11 protein-coding genes and 2 pseudogenes are annotated in these 22118 nt (G+C 55.2%); 10 read left to right on the forward strand and 3 right to left on the reverse strand.

Going from position 1 to position 22118, the window contains the following annotated elements; all coding sequences use genetic code 11:
- Positions 1 to 885 precede the first annotated feature (885 nt).
- The 4 genes and pseudogenes from K309_RS40275 (at position 886) to K309_RS43085 (ending at position 3352) form a co-directional block, all read left to right on the forward strand.
- Positions 886 to 1206 (forward strand): hypothetical protein, encoded by a 321-nt coding sequence (locus K309_RS40275; protein ID WP_084402526.1) that lies wholly within the window; start codon positions 886 to 888, stop codon positions 1204 to 1206.
- Positions 1207 to 2143: 937 nt separating this feature from the next.
- Positions 2144 to 2902, forward strand: a complete 759-nt coding sequence (locus K309_RS40280) for a type IV toxin-antitoxin system AbiEi family antitoxin domain-containing protein (protein WP_084402523.1) — start codon at positions 2144 to 2146, stop codon at positions 2900 to 2902.
- A 79-nt stretch (positions 2903 to 2981) separates the two neighbouring features.
- Positions 2982 to 3133: pseudogene (locus K309_RS43080) on the forward strand (aldehyde dehydrogenase family protein); the annotation flags it as partial.
- A gap of 39 nt (positions 3134 to 3172) precedes the next feature.
- Positions 3173 to 3352: an HD domain-containing protein gene (locus K309_RS43085; protein WP_232232471.1), complete on the forward strand. Its 180-nt coding sequence runs from the start codon at positions 3173 to 3175 to the stop codon at positions 3350 to 3352.
- 315 nt (positions 3353 to 3667) lie between these two features.
- On the opposite strand, the gene proA is transcribed toward K309_RS43085, so the two are convergent.
- Both proA and K309_RS44070 read right to left on the reverse strand, forming a co-directional pair.
- A complete protein-coding gene (proA, locus tag K309_RS0124030; protein WP_029048778.1) occupies positions 3668 to 10270 on the reverse strand; it encodes an anti-phage protein ProA in 6603 nt (2200 codons plus the stop codon).
- 1024 nt (positions 10271 to 11294) lie between these two features.
- Complete coding sequence (locus K309_RS44070) at positions 11295 to 11804, reverse strand: DUF6471 domain-containing protein (RefSeq protein ID WP_029048779.1); 510 nt, start codon at positions 11802 to 11804, stop codon at positions 11295 to 11297.
- A 216-nt stretch (positions 11805 to 12020) separates the two neighbouring features.
- Between K309_RS44070 and K309_RS39285 the strand changes: the two genes are divergently transcribed.
- The 6 genes from K309_RS39285 (at position 12021) to K309_RS41900 (ending at position 21422) form a co-directional block, all read left to right on the forward strand.
- Positions 12021 to 12521: an HAD domain-containing protein gene (locus K309_RS39285; protein WP_051320582.1), complete on the forward strand. Its 501-nt coding sequence runs from the start codon at positions 12021 to 12023 to the stop codon at positions 12519 to 12521.
- Positions 12522 to 13543: 1022 nt separating this feature from the next.
- Positions 13544 to 14812 (forward strand): hypothetical protein, encoded by a 1269-nt coding sequence (locus tag K309_RS41885; protein ID WP_156914442.1) that lies wholly within the window; start codon positions 13544 to 13546, stop codon positions 14810 to 14812.
- A gap of 248 nt (positions 14813 to 15060) precedes the next feature.
- Complete coding sequence (locus tag K309_RS44075; RefSeq protein ID WP_084402525.1) at positions 15061 to 16584, forward strand: TnsD family Tn7-like transposition protein; 1524 nt, start codon at positions 15061 to 15063, stop codon at positions 16582 to 16584.
- A gap of 47 nt (positions 16585 to 16631) precedes the next feature.
- Positions 16632 to 18116: a hypothetical protein gene (locus K309_RS41890; RefSeq protein ID WP_156914443.1), complete on the forward strand. Its 1485-nt coding sequence runs from the start codon at positions 16632 to 16634 to the stop codon at positions 18114 to 18116.
- Between the two features lie 194 nt (positions 18117 to 18310).
- Complete coding sequence (locus tag K309_RS41895) at positions 18311 to 19117, forward strand: PDDEXK family nuclease (RefSeq protein ID WP_156914444.1); 807 nt, start codon at positions 18311 to 18313, stop codon at positions 19115 to 19117.
- Positions 19110 to 21422 (forward strand): TnsB C-terminal domain-containing protein, encoded by a 2313-nt coding sequence (locus K309_RS41900; RefSeq protein ID WP_156914445.1) that lies wholly within the window; start codon positions 19110 to 19112, stop codon positions 21420 to 21422. Before K309_RS41895 ends, K309_RS41900 begins: the two co-directional genes overlap by 8 nt.
- Positions 21423 to 21792: 370 nt before the next feature.
- On the opposite strand, the pseudogene K309_RS43090 reads toward K309_RS41900, so the two are convergent.
- A pseudogene (locus K309_RS43090) lies at positions 21793 to 22118 on the reverse strand (IS4 family transposase); the annotation flags it as partial.

The following is a 22118-nucleotide window of genomic DNA, read 5'->3' on the forward strand; positions in this document are numbered from 1 at the left end:
ATGGGTGAAGACGACATGCTTCGCATCACGGTTGAACTGCTGCCAGGCGGCCAGGGGGGTAGCCGTAAGGTCCTTGCGACTGGAGATGTTGGCCGCGTTACGGGTGGCCGGCTAGGGACTTACTCCGTCGTCCTTAACGAAGAGCTCTTCGGGGTGGTGGCTAGCGGCAAAGTTGGAAACTACCCGCGGTACTCTTGCAGCATCTGGGACCTTGTCGCTAGGTGTGCCATCGTTGCGATGACTGGTCGCGAGGAGATGCCGCCCAGACCGACGCTGCCCGACGTTCCTATTCACCACACAGGCTCTCTCCCGTACGTTCGTTTAAGTGAGATTCCTCAGCCGGCCCGCGCGCTCTTTGAGAGTAATCTCCAAACCTTGACTCGGTCCTTGATTGCAGGTGTGGATGAGCCGGGTGAGTGCGTACGCGCGAGTGTGTGGGAGGATTTTCTTGATGGCAAGCGGTAGTCGGAAGCCCATCGACATGTCCGGCGCAGGGAGATAAGGACCGCCGCCTCAGGTCGTGCCACGCATTCAGGGCATGCGGACAGCGAGCTTGCATCTGACCGGAAACGTCCTACACTCCAGTCACGCGCCCCCCGGCGCCTCAACGTTGCCGCTACAAGCAGAACTATATCCTGGCAACACATCTCCCAATCTTGTTTGCACAAGCGCTATCCGCCGAAGCAAATCGGTGGCGCGTCGCGTCGCTCGCACCGCTAGCAGCAAGGCCGTGCCTCGACGCATGAACGGCAGGTCTAACACATCCCTTGGGCACGAGCACTAGGGGTAGTGAACCACTGCCGCCTGCGTCCAGCACCAACCGAAGCGACATAGTTTTTGCTGCGAAACAAGCCGAATGCCGCGTTGTCGTGGCAGGGGGGGCTCATGCCAGTCTGGTCCGTCATTGGTGTCGATGAACAACCTGACATCACACTGCAACGCTGGAGAGTCTACGAGACCGAACGTGGCCAGCACCATTTCGTCGGCTACTGTGTGGAGAACCACTCAGGACGCGTGAGTTCGGCCATCGTTTCTTACGATGCGAAATCCCGAGCAGGAATCACACGCAGTGGAAGGCGATACGTTCTGTCAGGCGCGCCGGGTTTCGACGGAGACGCGCTGCATGTGTGGAGTTACTGGGCAATTCGCAATAGCGTTACCGAGACCAAGGACGTGAGCAGCGAGTACTGGCTGCAAGCAAAATAGCTGCATCCCGGACACTGGCGTGGTGTCCTCGATGCCGGCAACATTGCTTTCCACCTTCGCCAGACAACACGTAGCCGATAGCTGGCGAGTCCGCGACTATGCAGGAGGTCTCTATGCCTATATGGAAGTCGGAGTCGAGGGACACGGCCGGGGACGCAGTCCTAAGAGACTGGCGGGTCTTGCAGACTTACGCCGGCTCCCGGCACTTTGTTGGCAGATGCGCTCGCACCGGCCCTTACCGTGTAAGCCCACCTATTACGTCTTTTAGTTCGAGTACGCGGACGGGCGTGACAAGAGATGGCCTGCGCTTTGTCCTTTATGGTCCTCCAGCTCGTGAGAAGGGCCTCTGGCAGCTCTATTGGCTCGTGGCGACATGGGAGAACAAAGTCTCAAGCACGAAAGACATCACAGGCGAGTATCTGGAGAGATAGGCGCCGCACTGCTACCAACGTACGGCTCGATTCCAACGGTAATGGCGCGAGTTCATGGAGGTGAAAGCGATGAGCTCCGTAATGCTGACGAAGATTGCATTGCAAGCAGCTGAGTACAAGCGCACATATGTTGCAGAGTGGAGGCTCGTGGAAACTTACCTTGGCAACCGACATATTGTCGGCAGGTTCTCTGACACTGGCAGGTACTGGGCGACCCCTCCGATAGTTCGTCTGGATTCCATTATCAGCAGGGCTATCGCTAGAGATGGGCGCCAGTTCACGCTAATCGGCGACCCGGGCCCGGCGGCTGCGGCGGCCTCCTTCATCGCGCTATGTGCGGCTTTTGATGAGCGTCTTTTGACAACAAGGGACATCACAATGGAGCTTCCGCTATGTCCGAGCTAGTTTCTCTGAAAGCCGCCCAACGGGCGGCCCCTTATGCGCCGGCAACAAGATATGTCATGGCAAACACACTGCCTGATTAGATTCAGCATTGAAACTACAACATGGGCAGAACATCGCGATATCAAGTAATCAAGCGCATGCAGGCGGAGATGCCCCGCGGGGCGCCGTTCTGCCTTTCTGCTTTGAGTCGGTTAGGGATATCTGCACAGTTGGCTGCCCAGTACGTTGCCAGCGGATGGTTAGTGCGTCTTGCTCATGGCGTGTACGCATATCCAAACGATGATTTCAACGTCTATGATGCTCTCTTGTTTCTGCAGAAGTTGGTTCCAGGTTTGCATGTCGGGGGAAAAACGGCCCTAGGATGGCAGGGTGTGATGCATAGCGTGAGCAGCAGACATGCGCTTGTGCTCTGGGGTGACAAGCGATTTCAACTGCCAAATTGGTTTACTGAACGCTTCTCTGCTCGATACGTCCATGCTCAACTGTTCGAGTGGTCAGACGACGAACTATCACGAAGAACGCTGACGACACCGCCGACCCTTCCCGAAGGGCTGAGCGTTGCAGCCCCGGAGCGTGCCGTGCTCGAGCTGCTGTATGAAGTTGGCGTCAAGCAGAGCCTCGAAGAGGCGCGCAACGTGTTCGACGGAGTGCGTTCACCCCGTAAGGCCTTGCTTGGCCGATTGCTGGCATGTTGTACGAGTGTGAAGGCGGTACGCCTATTTCTCACTTGGGCACGCGAAACGAACCTGGTCGACGTAGATGCTCTACTGAAACAACATGCAGTCCGCACCGGTAGTTCGAAGCGGTGGATAGGCCGGCTCGATGATGGCACTTTGCTGAGCTTAAAACCTCACGGATAAGCCCACGCTGGGCGGCAGTCATCTTGGCAATGCGGGGAGCCTCCGTGAATCAGGGAAGCCGTCCGGCCTGGCGCATTGGGGTGCGAAGCTGTTGGTCGACGGTCGGAGCTACAAGGTCCCTGGCCATGAGCAACGCTTCTTCATTGGTGCTACGTTGTTCGACAATGTGACCCCTGAAATGCGTAGCTACAAGGAAGAAAGCTCCGTCCGGTGCTTGTCTGCGTGCGCTTATGCTCCTCATCGACGACATTGTGGAAATTGATGCCGGCGATGTTCCGTTTCGACCCCGCGGCGCGCGCTTGTCAGGCCGAACGGGAGCAACTGGGCGCCGAACGAATCTTCTCGTTGTTGCCCGACGCACAGGCAGCAGAATCTCGCTGCCTGTGGTTTGAGTTCGAGGCGGGGGAGAGCGACGACGCAAGGTTTGCAAAAGCGTTGGACCGCTTTTAGCCCCTTCTCCATAACGCCGCAACTGGAGGCGGCAGCTGGGTGGAGTGTCAGGTCACTGAAGAGCAAGCCCTTGCACGTTACCGGCCCCCCATCGAGCGCGGGAGGAGTCCGCCAAGCTCATCCGAGAACATTTCCACAAGTTATAGACCGAATGACGTATCGGAAAGCGTCGATGCTATAAATATCGCTACCGGGGATAAAGCAATTCCTATAAGGCAACCAGAACCGTGGCAACCAGCCTCGCGAGCGCTGATGCTCGCGGAGGCAGGTTGCAGGACGAGGCGTCCGTCTCGTATTGCTGGACAGTTCCTACAACTATTCGGATGCCTTTATCCAAGCCCGTTCGAGTCGCTCTCTGCTTGCTGTGCGGAGCTTTAGAAGGCCCACTTCCTTTGCCATGGCGTTCAATGCCGCTTCGCGGTCAAAATGGCGCTCCTTAAATTCGGTCGCGAGAGAGGCGAGTTCCGCAAGAGCAATCTCATCGACTGCCCGTGCTGTGCCAGGTGCTGGTCGGCGAAAAACTATCGGTTCCTGGGAGCCGCCATCCTTTACCCGGAAGAAAAGACCGACGTCTTCCTCCTCAGTGTGGAAATGACGCTTACTCAGCTCAACCACGCGCTCAACGATTCGAGAACCTGTCCGAGACCAGCCGTGAGCGCGAGCAATGCGGCGGGCGAGCACTTCGTCGCGTACCGGACCTTCGGCTCTAACAACGTGCTCCACCATCGCCAGAAGACGAGCATCGTAGTCGCGCTCGAAGAATTGCTCTGCTTCCGGGACATGGTCGGTCATGGCCAAGTCTACCTCAATGAAGGTGGCTCCAGACACGTGGTTGATTGACGATGTATGATTCTTTGCATACATCGCCCCAATGCTCGGCGAACCTTCACTCGAGGTAACGTCCGGTTCAGTCGGCGGGTCAACTTGCGGTTGCACGACAGCCGACTCGTCACCGCCATCTGGTGCTGCTCTCGCGGCCTCAATTGCCTGCTGGGCAAGCTCGGCGGCGCTTTCGCTCATAGTTCTTTGTGCACGCTGCTGGGCAAGCAGTGCGTCTAGCTGAGTGTGGACCTTTTCCAGCGTGCCAGGCATATCAATCCACCAATCGGTGGACCAAATGCGAACGATGTCCCAGCCAAGACCGCGAAGAACCTGCTCGCGCAGCTTGTCCCGGTCACGTGCGGTCGCGGAGCGATGGTATGTTGCGCCGTCACACTCGACACCCGCCAGATAGCGTCCTGGTGCATCCGGGTCAACCACGCCCAAGTCAATCCGGAAAGCGGATACGCCGACTTGGGGATGAACAGTCCAGCCTTTTTCCGCAAGCGCGGTGCAGACTGCCTTCTCAAATGGGCTATCGAAGTCGCCAATGCTGCCGGCAACTGCTTCGCCCAGTGCTCGAGAACCGCGCTCGGCGAACTCAAGGAAATGCTTGAGGTCTCGGACCCCGATGGCCTGCGTCCGGGATAGGTCCATCTTCTCCGGCCTGAAGCTCCCAAACACGCGCAGCTCTTGGCGGGCCCGAGTAATCGCGACGTTGAGGCGTCGCTCTCCGCCTTGCTGATTCATGGGGCCAAAGTTCATCGGCATCGTGCCGTCAAGACCAGGCCCGTACGTGATGGAGAAGTACATAACATCACGCTCGTCGCCTTGAACGCTTTCAAGGTTCTTGACGAAAACTGGCTCAAGTGCTGTTTCGGCGAAGAATGGCTCGATTGACGGGTCCTTGCGCCGCTCCGCGTCCAACAGGTCCTCGATGAGACGTTGCTGCTCAGCGTTAAAGGTCACGACGCCGACAGTCTGTCCGCTGTCTTGGAAATCCGGAGACTTGAGACGTCCAACAAGGTCCGCAACGAGAGCCTTGGCCTCTGGCTTGTTGGTACGGGACCCCCCGCGTTCGTATTGTCCCGCGGGCGCGAGATTGAAGCTCACGGCCCGGTCATTTGTGACGGGGCTCGGGAAGGTCACCAGGTCCCCACCGTAGTAGCGGTAATTGGAGAATGCAATGAGGCTTTCGTGGCGACTGCGGTAGTGCCACGATAGCTTCATCGTAGGCAGATTGGCGCCAATGCATTCTTCCAGAATGCTTTCCAGTTCGGTCTCGATGTCTGTGTCGTCGATGTCGGACTCTGCACGGTCAAAAAAGCTGGTCGGCGGCAACTGCTTCGGGTCACCGACCATGATGACCTGCCGCGCACGAGCCATTGCACCGATGGCGTCCCATACAGGAATCTGCGACGCCTCATCGAAGACTACTACGTCAAAATTTGACGCTTCGGCCGGCAAGTACTGGGCAATGGAGAGGGGACTCATCAACAGACAGGGCGTAAGGCGCAAGACGGCGTCCGATGCCTTGGTCAGCAATTCTCGCAGCGGGAGGTGCTTGGTCTTCTTTTGCATCTCGTACCGCAAAAGGCCCCACTCAGAGCCATGCGATACTTTCGCTGGCGAGGGAAGCCCGGCCGACAGCTGCGCCCTGACCCATGCCTGGGTCAACGAGACAAAGCGCTCATCAAGTTCACGGAAGTCATGAATACGCTTCTCGTGCTCCGCCGAAACAAAGGTGCGCAGAACTTCATCACCGTCGACCACCGCATTCAGCCACCAGCGGCAATAGTCAGTCTCGAACACCTCTTTGACACGACCGCGCGCAATGGCGCCGTTCTCAAGTCCAGCAACCAAGGGCGCGAGACCAAGCGAGAGCGCCTGTTTCCGGACCTTGCGCCATGCGCACCATGCGTTCAGTCGATTCGAGCCCTTAACGACATCCAACGCACGCTCGGCGAGTTGCCCTGGAAGCAGGTCAGTAAGGGTTGAGTATTCAGGCGTGCTCAGGCCACTTGCTGCAGCGAATCGCCCTGCTGAATTCTCAAGGGTTTGTAGCGCGTCAGTATAAATTCGCCCCTTGCCAGCAAGCGTTCCCGACGGCTCGAGGAGGGAGTTACTGTCGCCAAGCAGGAGCGCCACGGGAGTCTTCAATGCGGCGAGAAGGTCTGGGGTATCTGCTAGGTTGGCGAGCGCACCCACTAAGGCTTCGAAGAACTTGAGAGCAGGTTCTATGGCTTCTGTCTTCGTGTGAAAGCCGTTCCACAGGCCTGATGTCTTGGCCGAGAGGTCCGAATATTCGAGAAGAGTAGCATTGAGGGACACCAACTGCCGCATCGTCTTCAGGTCAGCCACCGCATTCGGCCCGGCGCGGCCGGTCTCGATTGGCGAGAACCCGTCGTCGACCCACTGACTTTCCGTCTTTGCGGATGATAGTGCCACCTGGAAGGCTACGAATGCCTTTGCAACCCCAAGGTCAGTTCCATGCCCTAACCATATGCCATCGGTGTCGGACTGAAGAGGAGCGAGGCGTTTGATGACTTGCTCAATCTGCCGCAATTCTCGCATGCGTTGCAGGTCATCTCGGGCAGCATCGCCACACTGACCCCGACTAACCGGGTCGAGCCCCACATCTTCCCAGGCATCGCGCAGGCGTGCCTGAGCGAGCGCTGTCTGGAACAAAAGAAGTGCTCGAACAACGTCGATGTCTGTCTTCAAGCCGACCCAAGCGTTGGAGGTTGGCAGCGAGAGGTCCTCCAATGCTTTGATTTGGTCGTTCAATGTTTCGATTTGGACCAATCGCTCGATGTCGCCATCGATATCCGGCTCTCCGCCGCTCGTGGCTAAGTCTTTGAGTTTCTTGGTTAGTGAGCGCTTACGCATCAGGCTCAATGGCCATGCGGAGTCCTTAAGCTCTCGAAGGTCGGACTGCAGGTCGCTGACAATCTTCGTGGGGATGCTTTCCGAGTACGGCAAAGAAAGTTGACCACGGACGTCGGACCTCTTGCGCAACAGGTCAATGCCGTTCGCGAGCTTTGCTCGAAGCGCCTCACTCCACGGCTGTGACAGCTGAGAGTGAAGTTCGATGTCCCGCTGCAGTTGACTGATGCCGAGCCGCAAATCGTCGAGAGTTTGGTTCGACTTCGGTGTCGACAGGGACCGGAGCAACTCTCGATACTGTTCGAGCAGTGGAGCGGCTTGACGAAGTGAGTCCGCGATGGCCTTTGCGTCAGGGCGAAGAGCAAAGCGCCAGTCGTAACCAGCTGCTGCAGGAAGCGTGGTAGCGAGAATGCGTAGGCCTTCTCGTACCCGCCGGTCCAGAGGTAGCAGCGGCAAGCCGATAGATTCGCGTAGCTCTGTCGCTGCCTTTTCAAACCTTGCAACTACCTCCGGCACGTCCCGAGCAGCTTCTAGCAGTGCTGCTTGCCAAAGTGGTGACCATTCGGTCTGGGCTACGTGAGACAGAGCATTCGCGGTGAGTTGAACTTCCCCGAACGCTTTGGCGTTGATATCGAGCAACTCGGCAGTCTCGCGAAGTCGTCGCATGCCCTCCACGTCATGTGCTTGGGCAGAAGGCCACGACAGACGCAAGGCAGGCAGGTCGTGTCCGCCCACAACGCGACCAATGGCTTCATAGACGCTCAGGCCGTTTGAATGGCGCTGATGCAGTCGTTCAACATAACCGTTAAGGTGTGAACGAAGCCCTTCAAGCCGCGCAGCCTCGGCGTCCCACTGGTCAGGCGCAAGCGAAGCAGAAGCATCCCACGAAGTGCGAAGTTGTTCGAGTACTTCTGTCTTCCTTGCCTTGCTGGAGTGCAGTTCAAGACAGAAATTGCCGAGGCCGACATCGGCCAGTCGTCGATAGACGACGTCGAGAGCAGCCATCTTCTCCGAGACAAAGAGGACGCGCTTCTTCTCGGCCAAAAACTGCGCAATCAAATTGGAGATAGTTTGGCTCTTCCCGGTACCGGGAGGTCCTATCAGAACGAAATCCTTGCCCTTGCTACCGGCGACGACGGCTGACAGTTGCGAAGAGTCAGCGGGCAGCGGACAAAACGTCTCCTTTACTGGGAGTTCTGCATCGAGACGTCTAACGTCCGGAAACTCGACCGAAGTTTGATAGGAGTCGCGGGGGGATTCGATTAGATGTCGAACAACAGCATTCTGCTTGAGCTGCTCGGTTCGCTCGGTAAGGTCTCGCCACATCAGATACTTCGCGAACGAGAACGAGGCGAGGACGACTTCCTCGACGACCTCCCACCCCTTGATGTCTTTGATGGCGTTGGAAACTGACTTCCAAATTCCTGCCACGTCCAAACCAAAGTCATCCCTTGGCAGTTCTGAATCCCGTATACCCAGTTCGAGGTCGAAATCCTGGCGCAACATCTCGATGAGCGTGGGATTAAACCGCGGCTCATCGTCGTACAGCTTCAGAGTGAATCCGGACCGAGCGCTGCGCCTTTCGAGCCTGACCGGTAGCAGAACCAGAGGAGCCCGGTACTTCTTGTCTTCCTTGTCATCACGGGTCCATGAGAGAAAACCCAAGGCAAGATACAAGGTGTTGGAGCCCCCTTCCTGAAGCGTGGTCCGAGAACTGCGGAAGAGCTCTAGCAGGCGGTCGTCCATTTCCTGTTGTGCGAGGCCGACGAAAACCTCGTTACGCTTGAGCGCATCCAATGCGTGCCGGCGCTTCAGGTGCTCTCGCTCGCGAGCCTCGTGGATGGCTTGACTTCGTGGGTCGGCGCCGTCCATGAGGTCTGGACGTGTCAAAAGCTTCAGCGCATGTCCCTCGGAGAGTATGTCTTCGAGCAGCTCTGGTTGCGGTGCATCGAGCTTTACCGACTTCTTACCCGCCTTGAAGCTCAGCAGGTTGTTCCTGAGCGATAGGTCAAGCAGCTTGCGCTGCCAGCGCATGAGACGGTCTTCTGGACGTTCGAATACGTCTTCATTGCCGGCAGCGTCAGCTTCAGTTGGCAAGTCTGGAGCTTCTTCCCAGAGAGGGACCTGTTCGTCGTCGCCCTCGGATTCGGCGGTACCGCGTACCACAGCTTGCTCACTCGCAAGCGGCTTGATGCGCTGAAGACGTGCACGCCGGATGTCGACTGCCAGCTGGAACTTCGGCTCAGCTTCTTCGGAAAGATGCTCTTCGCCCTTATCGATGGTGAAACCGAACCGGGGTAGGGGACGCTCTGTCAGCAACGTCGACTCGAAGAGGACCATCTCCTTCAGCTTCACTCGTTTGCGAAGGGCGGTGATGTCATCGACCACGGTGGTGGAGAACTCTTCCGGTTTCAACCACACGCCTGGGAACGCATGACCACACTGGAATACGATGAGCGGATTCAGTCCCGCTTGTTCGAGCGCTGCACAGACGAAAAGAGTAAGGTCAAGGCACGTGCCAAGTCGCGACTCGGTAATCTGGCCTGGTCCGCGGACCTTTTGGCCATTCTGTTCGAAACTGGCGGGGGGAAGCGAGTAATCAATTCCCATCCCGCCAATCGCGTTCCAGATGGCTGATGCGAGTTCCCATGCACGCTTGGGCCCTTCCTGGTAGCCATTGATGGCGCCTGACTTCCCTGCCGCCCGTAGGACCGTTGCAGCTTGTTTGAGAACGCGCTCGATTGCAGGCTCGTTTGGCTGCACGAATGCCGCCACCATGTCTGGCAACGACGACAATCCGCTCCACTGATTCCGTGGAAGGAGCTCAACAACGGATTCTGTCGCCGCCAAGGCTATCGGCTCTTTCCCGCCGGCGACCAGTTGATACGTAACAACCGCCTTCTCGGATTCAGTCAGACGACCTAGCAAAGGGCCGTCCAGCCCCAGGTCCAAGTCAGCGATTCGTACCGTTTGGCCGCTCGCAAGGTGGTCGATGTGCCATGTCTTTGGCTTGAGGAACGCCGGCTCTGAACTGGCTGTAAGCCGCAACTCTTTGAAATCATTCTGCGTATCGTTGACAAGCGATAACTCTCGAATGACCGGAACCGCATTCTGAAAGTCGGCGAGATTCACCTTGCCGACAATCGTGGTCTTAATTTGCACGCAGCTAGGCTGTGCCGGCTCGTCGGCCGGGTCGATGACGGCTGATTCCATTTGGCCCCATTCCCTTAATCTTGTTCGTCTTAGCTCTCGTCGCGCGATGGGTTGCAGTGGCTTATTCACCGTCTGCCTTGTGCCCCACCCGCAAGTATTCCGATTGTTGATAGCGGCCTGAAGATGTCAAATCCCCCGTACGGAGGATGTAGCCGCTGAGAACCTCGGTCTGGTGTCATGGTCGCCCATCGGTAGCCGATGGCTGGCTATCGACAAGGATGCCGTTCCGTTCGCAGTATTCCTCCAAAGCAACTTCGAGCATATTTGTGAGACTTCGCTTTTCGTGTGCTGCAGCACGCTCCAAGAGATTCTTGAAGGAGGGGGTAACGCGAAAACTGATTCCTACGCTTTTTGGGGAACTCATAAATGTGATTTGTATTGCGCTTTACATTACATCATTACAGCATCTGTTACGAAAAGTTACAAGTGGATGTCGAAATAGTGATGCATAAGGCATTTTAGGTGCGGTTTTTTAGGTATATCCGAATCCACTGCCAGCCTTGGTTGGAAGCTTCGGTTGGCCAGACCACAGCTCAAGCCAAAGTCAACATGACCCGCCTGGTCAGCGACGATGCCCGACGGCCAAGTTGTCGGCATGGAGCTGGGTCATACCGAACGGAACCCTATGCGAAGGGAAGATGAAGCGGCCCCATTTGGAGTGTCCCCCCGGTCGCGGCCCGGCTTGGCTGGTTAGTACCGCAATTGGTCGACCAGAGCACCACGCAGTGTTGGGTTACCTTGAAATAGCTCAGCAGGTCTTACCACCAAGTTCAAACTGCTTCTCGAAAATGAAGTTTTTCTGCCGAGCAACAGTTCAAGCCACGTAGTGCCTGCCGTGAGCAGGCGTAGCGGTTGTTTGTAAAAGCCGCGGAAATTTCTTGCACTCTTAGCGAGTAGGACTATTCTTGTGGTGAGGGGTTTCCCTCACTGGCTCAGTGAGCGAAACGGCTATGGAGCAAGCCGGAAGTCAGATGGTGTGGGCCAACCCATACAGTCTGTGGGTGCGGTACATCGTCCGCTGACGTTAAGGTGTAAGCACGGATTCGCTTGCCGCCTTCGCGATGTCTGAGAGGTCGACGTACCTCTCGAGAGCACGTATGGGGAGAACGTAACCAACCTGCAGAAGAAAGGCTAGTGAAAACGAGCCCTTGCTGACCAAGGATTGGACTTGAGTGGTGTTGATATGAATACCACTCTCATCAAGCCGGCGGGCGAGTTCGTCCAGCGAAATTGCGTTCTGAGTGAGAAGGTCAAGCACTAGGCGCTGACAAGCACTTTCCCAGCTATCCCTCTCTTCCACTACGCGCTGAAACTCGCATGGTAAGTCAGCATGCAGCGCGCAGAGGAGCTGGAGGAAGGAGGAAAATTTGAGGCTACCCCGCTGAACTCGCAGCTCGAGACTCTTGGGGCTATCGCGTACGCCAATCGACCTCAGGGCGATGACCGCGTCCTCGTACGTGGCCCCTTTGCGTGTGAGTAACGCGCGTGCTGTGCGGGAAGCAAGGCGGGTCCACGGACTCTCGATGTGGCTCACGGCATCCTCAATTTTCGACAGGCAAGCGTGCCGCGCCGTTGAAGCGGCCGGCTACATGATTGGCGACTGCAATAAAGCAGAACGATACCCGACGACGGGAAAGTCGCTTCGTCAGTAGAACTGCTGGAGCAACCATTCTAAACCCAGTGCTTCCCCAGCGGGGAGTGTGAGTGATGGTGGCCTTCCTGCAAGTGTTTTGGTGGCGAGGAGGTGCCTATGGCGGCGACGCTGTACTTGGGCATCGATGGGGTTCTGCATCCCAGGGCAATTTCGTTTACCAAAGGTGAGCGTTTGCCAAAATTGAGGGACGCCGGACACAGCCTTTTTGAGAACCACCTCATTCTCGAGCGCGCACTAGAGCAGTGTCCTCACACGGTGGTAATCGTTCATTCATGGTGGGTCCCACTGCTTGGCTATCGCCGAACCGTCGAGGCCATACCTGAACGCTTGAGAACACGCATCATCGGTGCGACCTGCCGCGGCAACAGGCGGCTTCCGTTCGCCTTGACGTCGGCTACCACGAGGCGCGAATGGCTGCGCCAGGACATCCTGCGACGCAGACCCGCAACTCCGGTCTTGCTCGACTGCGATTTCTGCCAAGTCTTGTCCATGCTTGCCGATAGTGCGTGCGTCGTTGACGCTCGAATGGGGCTGGCAACAATCGGAGCCGCCGAGCGGCTGGTTGCACTTCTGCAAGATGCGAATGGAAGCGATTAGGGTGACGGGGACCTTGTGCCGAGGTCCGGTCTGCTATCGCGGCCGGTATTCTGGTACAAGCCATCGCCGTAAGCATGCGGAAGCGAGCCCATTCCGTTCAAAACGATGTTGAGTTTACGCAACGCGCGAAAATAGCCGAGAAAAATAGTCGGACTCTGTACGCGACGAACGCTGACGGCTGCGAGGCATTAGTGGTGCAGCGGCGACTTTATGAATATAGACTCAAATGAACGAATCTGCATATGAACGATACAAACCGTATTGCTTCAACGCTTCCAGTTTAGAGTAATTGTGGAGCCCTTGGCGAAAGACCAGGCAAGGGAATGCTGCCATCTGAGGATGAATATCATCCGCTATCGGGTCTAAAATCGAACCTTGAAAGCGCTACTCGGTCGGCGAGAAATTATCCTAAAATGCAACCGCATTTTAGAGAATCATCTCGCGAATACGTGAAAACTTGCAGTTTGACAACCGGCCCAGGAAGTTATCCCTCTGCCGGAAAGAGGCTCTTCCCAAGTTTTGGCGATTTGTGGAATACTCGCCCCACTGTTCGAAATGAGCAGCTTCGATTAGGAGTGGGTCTTTGGTTTGTTCCGCAAATGGAAAAAGCGGGATGAGCCAAAGACTCACCCCGCTTTCGCCTCGGAAGCATCTAGACAGACACCCCGGTGTGGAAACCACAGTGTCTCTCAAAATGCTCCGAGTGTCAACGCGCGTCCAGTTGTATTTGCGCGACATATAGGAGCAATTATGTCCCCTGCTACTACACACCCCGACTACGTCCGGGTGCCAACTCCTTGCCCTCTGCCTGGGCGTTCCCCTGCATTACCGACGTCGTATTTGGCTATTCGGAAGCGACCTAAGAACATGGCCGGGCTCGGAGTGCTATCTGGCCCGCCCGCCAATAACGCTCGGTAAGCGCACCGAAATTTGCTACACGCTTGACGTGGCATCGTAAGTGCCGCGCGGGCGAGAACGCCAACGATTATGTTTCCGCCTCCGTGAGGCTCTCCCAGGCGGGAATGAACACCTATTGCCAAATTATGTCGGTAAATGCCCAGGAACTGGTTGAAGTTCGACCTCGGCTGCGTGGAGATGCCTTGCTGCTGCATCCACTGCTGGACGGAACTAAGGAAGTGGATGAGGCACTACGCCTTAATCACGTTGCCCTCCAACCCTATGTCGAGACACTTGGCGTCGATTCGGTCCAAGCCGTCAAATTCAAACTGGAAACTCAGTTTGAGCCGACAGACGAGGAAATGCTTTTTGCTGAGGAAGGCGTAGAGGCAAACATCAATTACCTTCGAGCGCGTGCTGTGGAGGGGGATTTCATTAATCAGTACGACTCGCAAACCAAAGCGCTAATGGCAAAGATGTTTACACCGAGTACTCCCCCACACTTAGCAAGTGAGTACTCGCAGGTAGCAATTTTCAGCCAGGAAATGGAGGAAGCTAGATTCGCGCGCATTCTAGAGAGTCAAACGAAACAGGCTATCGAGATTCGCGAGTTGGGAGGGGTGAAACTTTTTCTACACCTAATCGTGGCGTTGGTTGTGCCTTGGCCAGTCTGTGGAACGCTGTCAGGATTGATTCAACGCATTTTCATTGCGATTGACCAAGCATTAGGTTCAAAACTTTACGCCTTAAGCCGAGTTAGGGGCGTTCCACAGCGCAGTCCTGAGTCATTTATCGAGGTGCTACTGCAAATCTTTAATGTTGGGATGATTTATGTTCATGGTGTCAACTCGGATAACGTGAGAATGCCGCAGAGTAATAGGTGCTTTACATTCCTTGCCGATGTAACGAAGACAACGCGAATTCCGGTGCTTCTTTCCGGGACTTCTGCACTGCTATATCACCTGCAAAAGCAGCCAGCCTCCGGGAGCGAGCTGCTGAGAAACCCATATCTGGAGATTTCATCGTATTCACCTGAGGAAAGCAGTCGAGTCGTAAAATCCTACTTAGAGGGATTGCCATCAATTATTCAAGAACGCTTCTGCTACAAAACAGCGGCACAAATATTTCAAAAATCTGAATATCAACGTCGACTGTTTGTTAGCGCGCTAACTGCTGCAGTAGTGGACGCCATGACCAACAGCGAGTCCGACGCGAAATCCCAACTCGGTGCGGCGGACGAGGAACTTGCGCGACACAAGCATCTCCTTTTTGCCTTATCGACTGCAAGGTCTGGCCGTCCCATCTCTTCACAGTATCGGGAGCGGTATCAGGCTGCTCTCCCTCTATCTGTCAAATACATAGATTCAAGACGGACGAGGGGAATTACGAGATGAGTAGAGAGCCATGCGAGTCGGCAGGGCAGCCTCTGGTGGCGACACGCCCCCTCTCACTGATGAGGAACTGGAAAGGTGGGGAATTTTTGTCAAGCACAGTTTTGCGGCTATCTCATAGCGAACTGGGACTTGGATGCTAGAGAACGCCCAACGAGAAATTCCAAAGTCGGAGTCACCGGATACATGAGAATCTGTCCAACAGTTGATGGCGGCGGCTCTGAATCTAGGCACGAAAAAGGTGAAAGCAAATGACACCCTTCCTTCCACCGCTCATCCCTAATGAGACGGCGAGCAGCTACGCCTGCGACGTGCTAATACTCGATACCGCCAGTCCTCACAGTCTGGCAAGTGAGGGCCCAGTAATTGGTGGGCCAGTTATTCATAGCGTGGCTGTAAGCCTCGAGAGACTTTGTGCTCTTACGAAAGGCTGTCTTGGAGCGCCGGAAGTGCTCTTAGTTGAGAACACGCTTTTCCCATACTACTCGTCGGCATGTGACTGCGAGACACGTGAACAGCTAGCACACAGACTAATAGCAGGGCCTTCGAGTCATTTACGTCTTCCGAGGCTACACGCTCCCATTGAACTTGAGAGGACCGGGCACCAGTACTGCCCTGTTTGCAAGGAGGAGGAACTGCGCAAGTTCGGGCGGTATGGGCAGCTTACATTTCATGTACTTCCGCTTGTGCAGACGTGTGGGAAGCATGACAACGTGCTCAGGGACGACTCAGGAGGTAGAGACCGGCGAGCGTTGGAGTACCCGTCGCGCGTGCGCTTCATCGCGGCACGTCTGTTTGCGCGAACAAGCTGCCAACTCATGGACCTCAAGACACCGGAAGCGGTGGCCATGTTTCGTGACAGCCTGAGGGAAATGTTGATGGCGAACAGCTTTGTCAGGCCTGATGGACGCCTATACGCGTCACGGCTTGATGAGGCCATGGCGGCCTACTACAGCCACAGCGCATTTGATGGGCGACTAAAGTGTCTCGCGTCTGGAGTGCAAAGAGCGAGTCGAACGGTGCACGCATTGGATTCCGGGCGGTGTCAGCATCCAGTTCTGCTGATTCTACTCGCTATGCTCTTGGCTGATGCTGACGTGTCGACGAGGTTTGCTAGCCGCAAAGGCGCAGCGGAGGAATGTTCTAAGCCAACGAAGGAACCGCAGGTTCCGAAAGGCACCGGAAAGCCTCGTTCGCGATGCACGACGTACGGAAAGAAGATACGGGAACTGCTTGAAAAGGGCTTCAGCCCTCGACAGGCGGCGGGATTACTGCGCATTCGCGTCGACCGCGTCTATTACCAAATTCGTCGAGATGGACTAAGAGAGGGCATCACTGAACTGCGTTTGAAGCGTGAGCGCCCAAAACAGCGAAGGGCATGGTTGGCCGCGCTGCAGCGCTGGCCAGGCCGAACGACGAACTTTGTTCGCAGCCAGGTTCCAAAAGTGCACCGTTGGCTCTACCGCAATGATGGAGCTTGGTTGCAGCAGAACGGGAGCGGCGTGCATACGTGGACCTGTGTTGGAAAATGGCACGGTCGTCGACCATACGGAGCCGATGCAAAGCTGGCAGCTCGCATCCTAGAAATCGGTAAGGCGACTCGAGCGCGTATCCCTGCTACGCGTTGTAGCAGGAGACACCTGGTTGTGAGTAGCGGTCTGACGGAACAGTCCTTTCGAAATGCTCTCCGCTGGAAGCGCGTCGCACGCGCCGTAGCAGAGGCAGTGGAGTCAGTGACCGCCTTCCAGGCGAGAGTGCGTGCTTCCCGCAATTGACTCTCAATTGTTCAATGAGCTGCGAGTAATTACTACTAAGAATAAACATGTTCGAAGGTGAAAAAATTTCGATTCCTGTTGTCGTGCTTCCGATTGAACTGGATGAAGCTACCGCAAGTCATGACAATCGGAATTCGCCGTTCGCGTTTCGTTCGCGAATGAAGTACGCGGATACGGACGCTCGAGTTTCGCGCCTTTTCCCCGCAGCCATCGAGCGTCACGCGCCAGGACTGCTCAAGCTGAAATCGTTCGATGAGATTCTCATGGGACACACGCATTTCCCTCTGTTCTCGCCATATCTGACTGAGAGTCAGCGAGCGAAACTCCGATTGCATTACAAGGAAGCTTCCCAACCTGCGGTGGCGCATATGACAGGCATGGCCCGATTTCACAATGTCGCTGGCGGGTACCACCGGATATGTAAGGCATGCGTTGTAGAGGACGAGAAGCGGGGCAGGGTCCCAATCTGGCGCCGTGCCTCGCTTCTTCCGGGACTTCTGCATTGTCCAAGCCACAAGGTTAGATATCACGAGTGGTGCGGGCGATGCGTTAATGGGTTTAAACACTCCTTCGCCGTGCGGGCGTTGGGTCAATCATGCTCGTGCGGCGAGCCACTTGAGTTGCCGGTACCCATGATGTCAGCCAGTGGCGAGGGTGCAGCGATTCGAGTTTCCGAGTTCGTCCAGTGTGCGCTGGATGGCCACTTAAGACATTTCTCCCGCGAGGAGCTGCAAAACACCTATCGCCGTAGAGCGAGGGAATTGGGCCTGACGAATGCCATCGGGATTGCGAACTCATATGTCATGGGAAAGGTGTTGCGTGATACCGGTGTGGCAGAGTTTGCAAACGCTTTGGGGTTCAAGGCAGGTTCCCGAGACCTATTTGGGCGATGTGTTCGAGGAAAAAGCTTCAACACCAACCCCATTCTCAATGCGTTGGTTCAAAGCGCATTGTTTCCAGGTCCGAATGCGTTTCTGGAAGCAGCCAGCAAGAGAACTGAACCTAGCTCTGTGGAGAACGATAAGGTCAGGAGACGACTAGCTATCGTAAAGGACGTTGTTCTGAAGGCCTGCAGAGAAAACCCGGGAACCACGCGTACAGAAATACATGGAATCGTGCACTACCGTGACATAAAACTGCTCATCGAACATGAAAATGAATGGCTTGAGAAATGCGTTCCGAGGTGCGGTAAGAATGAAGGGCGACATCGTATTCTGAATGTTCCATGTCCACATATCGACGGTAAGACCGCAACTCATGTCGAGCATATGTACGAGCAGCTGATTTCGGCTCCGGAGCTTCCCAGGATTACGCAGCGACGGCTACTTATTGGTTGCCCGGGAGCAGGCGTGTATAGCAAGAGAAAGTATCGTATGCCGAATGCGGCAGGATTGATTGAAAGATACTCTGAAACGAAGGACATGCACAGTTTAAGAAGGATTCGGACATGGCTTCCGCATATTCCGTTTCCCGAAAGACTTAGTCATCAGGCGAGGTTGGCGTTGATTAGGAAGTGGAGGGGTAAATCGTAAATCGGATTAGGCACACCTGCCTTCAAAAAAAGGATATGAGAATTGAAGGAGGAGATATTGTGTCCCAATCGTTGATAAATTTCCCCTTCAGGATGTCTTCTATCGCCAACTATGTCCGGGGCCCGGCTAGAGGCGAATGCGTCAAACAAGCCAGAATCATATGAATGGCATAACTGAAAAGCGAGCAGAATATCGTGATTTCCATTGAGTGCTTCCCGGCGTATTTTGTGCCAAATCCTCGAGTAGAACTTCCAGAGAGAGATGTGTTTGGGGTGCTGCATGGAAATGCGTACCAGCCAACGTACGGCCCAGAAAGAAGCAAGACTGCGATGGCGGGGAATGAGTACGATATGAAGACTGGACGAGCCACGGTGTTCCATTCTCTGCTTGAAAATATCCTCGATTTCCGTTTGATGATGAATCCATTCGTCATTGAGGTTCGGTCGCATTACCCTATGTCCCTGGAGCCGAAGGTATTAAGGCGACTAGGGCGGGGCGAAAGACTTCTGGAATCCGAAGTTGCAACGATTGACCGTGTTATCACACTACAGCGAAAAGACAATCACCAGCTGCATCTTCATGCAATTAGCGTCAAGCCTGAGGGGCTTCTTGAAGACAGCACTGTAATTAGAAGGCATGAACGAGAGCGACTTTACGCCGTATCAAGAGGGGCGTCATGGGAAACGATTGGCAGTTCATGGTGCCGAAAACATACCTCCACGAACTTGGCTCTTGTTAGGTCGTGGTGCCTCGAGTCGGATGTTGGCGAGTATTACGGGAAAGCGGAAGAGTTCACATGGCGATTAAAGAAAGGCGAGCCCGTCTGGTCCTTGGACGAGCGTGTCTTACGCGTGGCCAAGGCAATGGGATGCACTCGCCTAGAGGCATATCGATTTTTTGGAGTCGCGGTGGCAGCAGGACTTCTGGCCGTAGACGATAACCATCGTCTACGCATCGATTTCCCGTTGCATCTATTAAAGGCAGGCGGTCATCATGCTTAACATTGAGACAGAAGTATCAGTCGTTTGCCCATTCGATGTCATGTCATTGTTGGAGTGGAAAGGACGCCAATCGGAGTATTTTCGTTTTATTCACTTTGACCGCCGTGGCGGACTACTTTACGTTATGCCGATGGGCAAGAAGCCCACGGTCCCGAGTAAATGTAGGATTGCACGCTGGCGTTATGAGGAAGTAGCCATACGCCTGGGAACAGAAATTTGTGCGGTTGAGGACTTCGTGAGGCCGAGCTTCATGCAGGAGAAAGTCACATTAACCGAGGCAGAAGACAGAGAACTTTCGAGCCGCCAGGCTATCATCCTTCCACTTATAAGTGGGGCGTTGGCTCGCGACTTGGGGTTCGGTTCTGATTTGATAGACATATACACCGATGAGGGACTGCGCGAGTCTTTGGTTACGGAGGCAGCGAAACGGTCTGGTGTGCGCGAAGATTTTGTCCGTCACCTCTTCTATCAGAGGATTTGGTTCGGTGGAGGGGAAAGAAGTCTTATGCCGTTGTACCGCTTGCGCGGAGCCCCGGGTATTTCAAGGGTTCAGACGAATAGACGAAAGGTTGGTCGGCGACGTGAAGAACTTCGCGGCGGAAAGCTTGTCGCCGTAGAAGACGTCGGTCGAGTGACGAATCATTGGTTAGAAGTATTTCGAAAGGCTTTGAAAGAGTTCTATAGAGGAAGTAAAACGTCGTTTTCTTTCGTCTATGAGCAAATGGTAAAGCAGTTAACTGTGGTCACGAAGATTGGCGGCATATCCACGCGAGCAGCATCGCGCGCAAAGCGTCGTCGGATTCCGCTGAAGAAAACTTTTCATTACCACGCCAAACGGCTTATTGTCGAGATGGGACTCGATAAAAAGTATCCACCTCCGCAAATCGACAATACTGGCGCGAAGGGGGGGCACTCCGTTGACGTGACTTTCGGTAGAGAGGTTTGTGATATCGATTGCACACACTTAGAGCTGGTGGAGGTTGTATGCCTTGGTCCAGAAGGCAAGTACGTCAGCGCCGGACATCCCATCTTGGCTTTTCTTGTTGATAGGGATTCGGGGTGCATTGTTAGCTGGGTGATTTGGTATGGAAGGGCGGAAAATAACACCATCTACCGCCATTTGATATTGAAAGCGTTCCTTACGAAGGACGAGTGGCTCAACAAGATTGGATACACAGGGGATAGGTCAGGGTTCGTTGCAGGACGGATTGATGCTGTGTGCCCAGACCGTGGGCCGGGGTTCTCTAAGGTAATTCGCGAGATGTTGTCGGAGGAGATGAGGGTGGGAGTCGCTGCGCCACCGCCCAGAACCCCGGAGGGAAAGCCGCACGTCGAAGGCAGATTCGGGAATTTCAAGACGATGCTCCGGTGGGTGCTCCGCGAATTGGCCCACATGAACGGGGGCGTCATTACGCTGACGAGGCCCAGGGGAAATGGTCGGAAGCGTGAGCGGGGTGTGGTAGCTCGTCTGACAAGGGCATCACTTGAAGTCCTCGTGGCTACTGGCGTCAATATTATCAATACGCGGCAGTACCGACAAAGCCATGTGTCGCGTACGCCGATATCTGCAGATTACAAAGGGAGTACTCCGGCGGGAATATTTGTGCGTAACCAAGAAGGACGTCGTGGTGATGCAGAGGTTCCTGTGGATACCCAGAACATTTACAAGCGCTTCCTCGAACGGCGACCAGGTGCAATATGCGCGGGCAAGATTGTGTCGGAAGGCATTTCATATAGCTCGAAGTCATTGCGGGCCTACGATAGAGCCCATAGAAGCCAGAACGGGATGCGATTGCGGCAAGGTATCCCGACCGACTACTATGTTGCGCCATATGGGAATAAATTGATTTGGTTTACGGAGGCGGGGGAGTTGGATATGTTGGAGCCTACGAGTGTGAGTGATGAGGTGTTGGAGACGGACGGCGTTCTGGACGAAGTCGATATGCGATTCAGGAATCGAATCTATGCAGCTACTCACGGCGATGCTCAGCAGAAGCAACCTTCCCAAAGGGGGCGCCTCAAGAAGGCAAGCGAGAAGGTGATTGTGGACCAGCTCGCTGCAATTGGTGAACTTCCAGAAAATATTCCCCGCGATGGCGCGGCTAGGGCAACACTGCAGCATGATGTTGCGCGCGAGGTTTTCGATTCTGCGCTAGAAGGGGCAGGCTTGAGCGTTCCTTCGCTGTCACCCGGGCCTCTGGATGATATAGCGACTCTAGAGGAGCCACGACGAATTGGCAGACGACGTCGCCGGGCAGAAGAAGGAGCGTGGTTTCGAAGTCAGCAAAGCAACAGTTCCATTTGAGCGGGCGCAGCGCCCTGAGCGAATCTGGAGGCCCCCGCGGCCTCCAGGTCTTTGCGTTCGTATGCGTAAGGCGTAGCCCGGTTTTACCTGTTCCGACACGACTGTCCCACGCTACGGAATGAGCTTGATGCTTTGCTTCGCAATGCACTCAGAGGATTCTGCAGTTATGTTTTTGTCGTTTCGCTCCGTGCACAGAATACAGCGACATTCCATGCAAAGGGTGCGTATGTATGGAGAAAGTGGACACGTCGCCTGACGGCTATAGTGCATCTTATCCTTTAAGAATCAGGGATTTGGCGGGCGAATGTCTATGTTTTTGGTTCTTTTTGCACGTAAGTTTTTGTCACTACCACCCAAGTTACTGTAAGCATCAACAAGCCTTATAAGCGGCATGTCGATGAGGCTTTGGGCGAGGCGGACGAGGTTTGTTGCGATCCGGTCGCACGCGATGGGCACGTGTTGCGATCAAAGCCAAGGTCTCATTCAGGGCAGCCTTGGCCCAGCGCAAGCCGAGCAGCGCCGCTGACAGGACAGGTTTGAGAGCCGTGATGGCGAAGGTTCGGTTGATACGACGGTCCGAGTCAATCTCATGTTCCTGCGCGGCGCTGAGGCAGCATAGGGCGTGCAAGTTGTCGCTGAGGATTTTGGCGCCGAAGTCCTGCCTCGCGGCCAACTGTGAGAGGCCAGACAGATGTT

The sequence above is a fragment of the Cupriavidus phytohabitans genome (assembly GCF_000426345.1).
Classification (GTDB): Bacteria; Pseudomonadota; Gammaproteobacteria; order Burkholderiales; family Burkholderiaceae; genus Cupriavidus.

Coding starts and splice junctions, on each gene's coding strand:
- K309_RS41890 (WP_156914443.1), top strand. CDS start 16,632: ATGTTCGAAGGTGAAAAAATTTCGATTCCTGTTGTCGTGCTTCCGATT.
- K309_RS43085 (WP_232232471.1), top strand. CDS start 3,173: ATGTTCCGTTTCGACCCCGCGGCGCGCGCTTGTCAGGCCGAACGGGAG.
- K309_RS39285 (WP_051320582.1), top strand. CDS start 12,021: ATGGCGGCGACGCTGTACTTGGGCATCGATGGGGTTCTGCATCCCAGG.
- K309_RS40280 (WP_084402523.1), top strand. CDS start 2,144: ATGGGCAGAACATCGCGATATCAAGTAATCAAGCGCATGCAGGCGGAG.
- K309_RS44075 (WP_084402525.1), top strand. CDS start 15,061: ATGACACCCTTCCTTCCACCGCTCATCCCTAATGAGACGGCGAGCAGC.
- K309_RS40275 (WP_084402526.1), top strand. CDS start 886: ATGCCAGTCTGGTCCGTCATTGGTGTCGATGAACAACCTGACATCACA.
- K309_RS41900 (WP_156914445.1), top strand. CDS start 19,110: ATGCTTAACATTGAGACAGAAGTATCAGTCGTTTGCCCATTCGATGTC.
- K309_RS41885 (WP_156914442.1), top strand. CDS start 13,544: ATGAACACCTATTGCCAAATTATGTCGGTAAATGCCCAGGAACTGGTT.
- proA (WP_029048778.1), bottom strand. CDS start 10,270: ATGGAATCAGCCGTCATCGACCCGGCCGACGAGCCGGCACAGCCTAGC.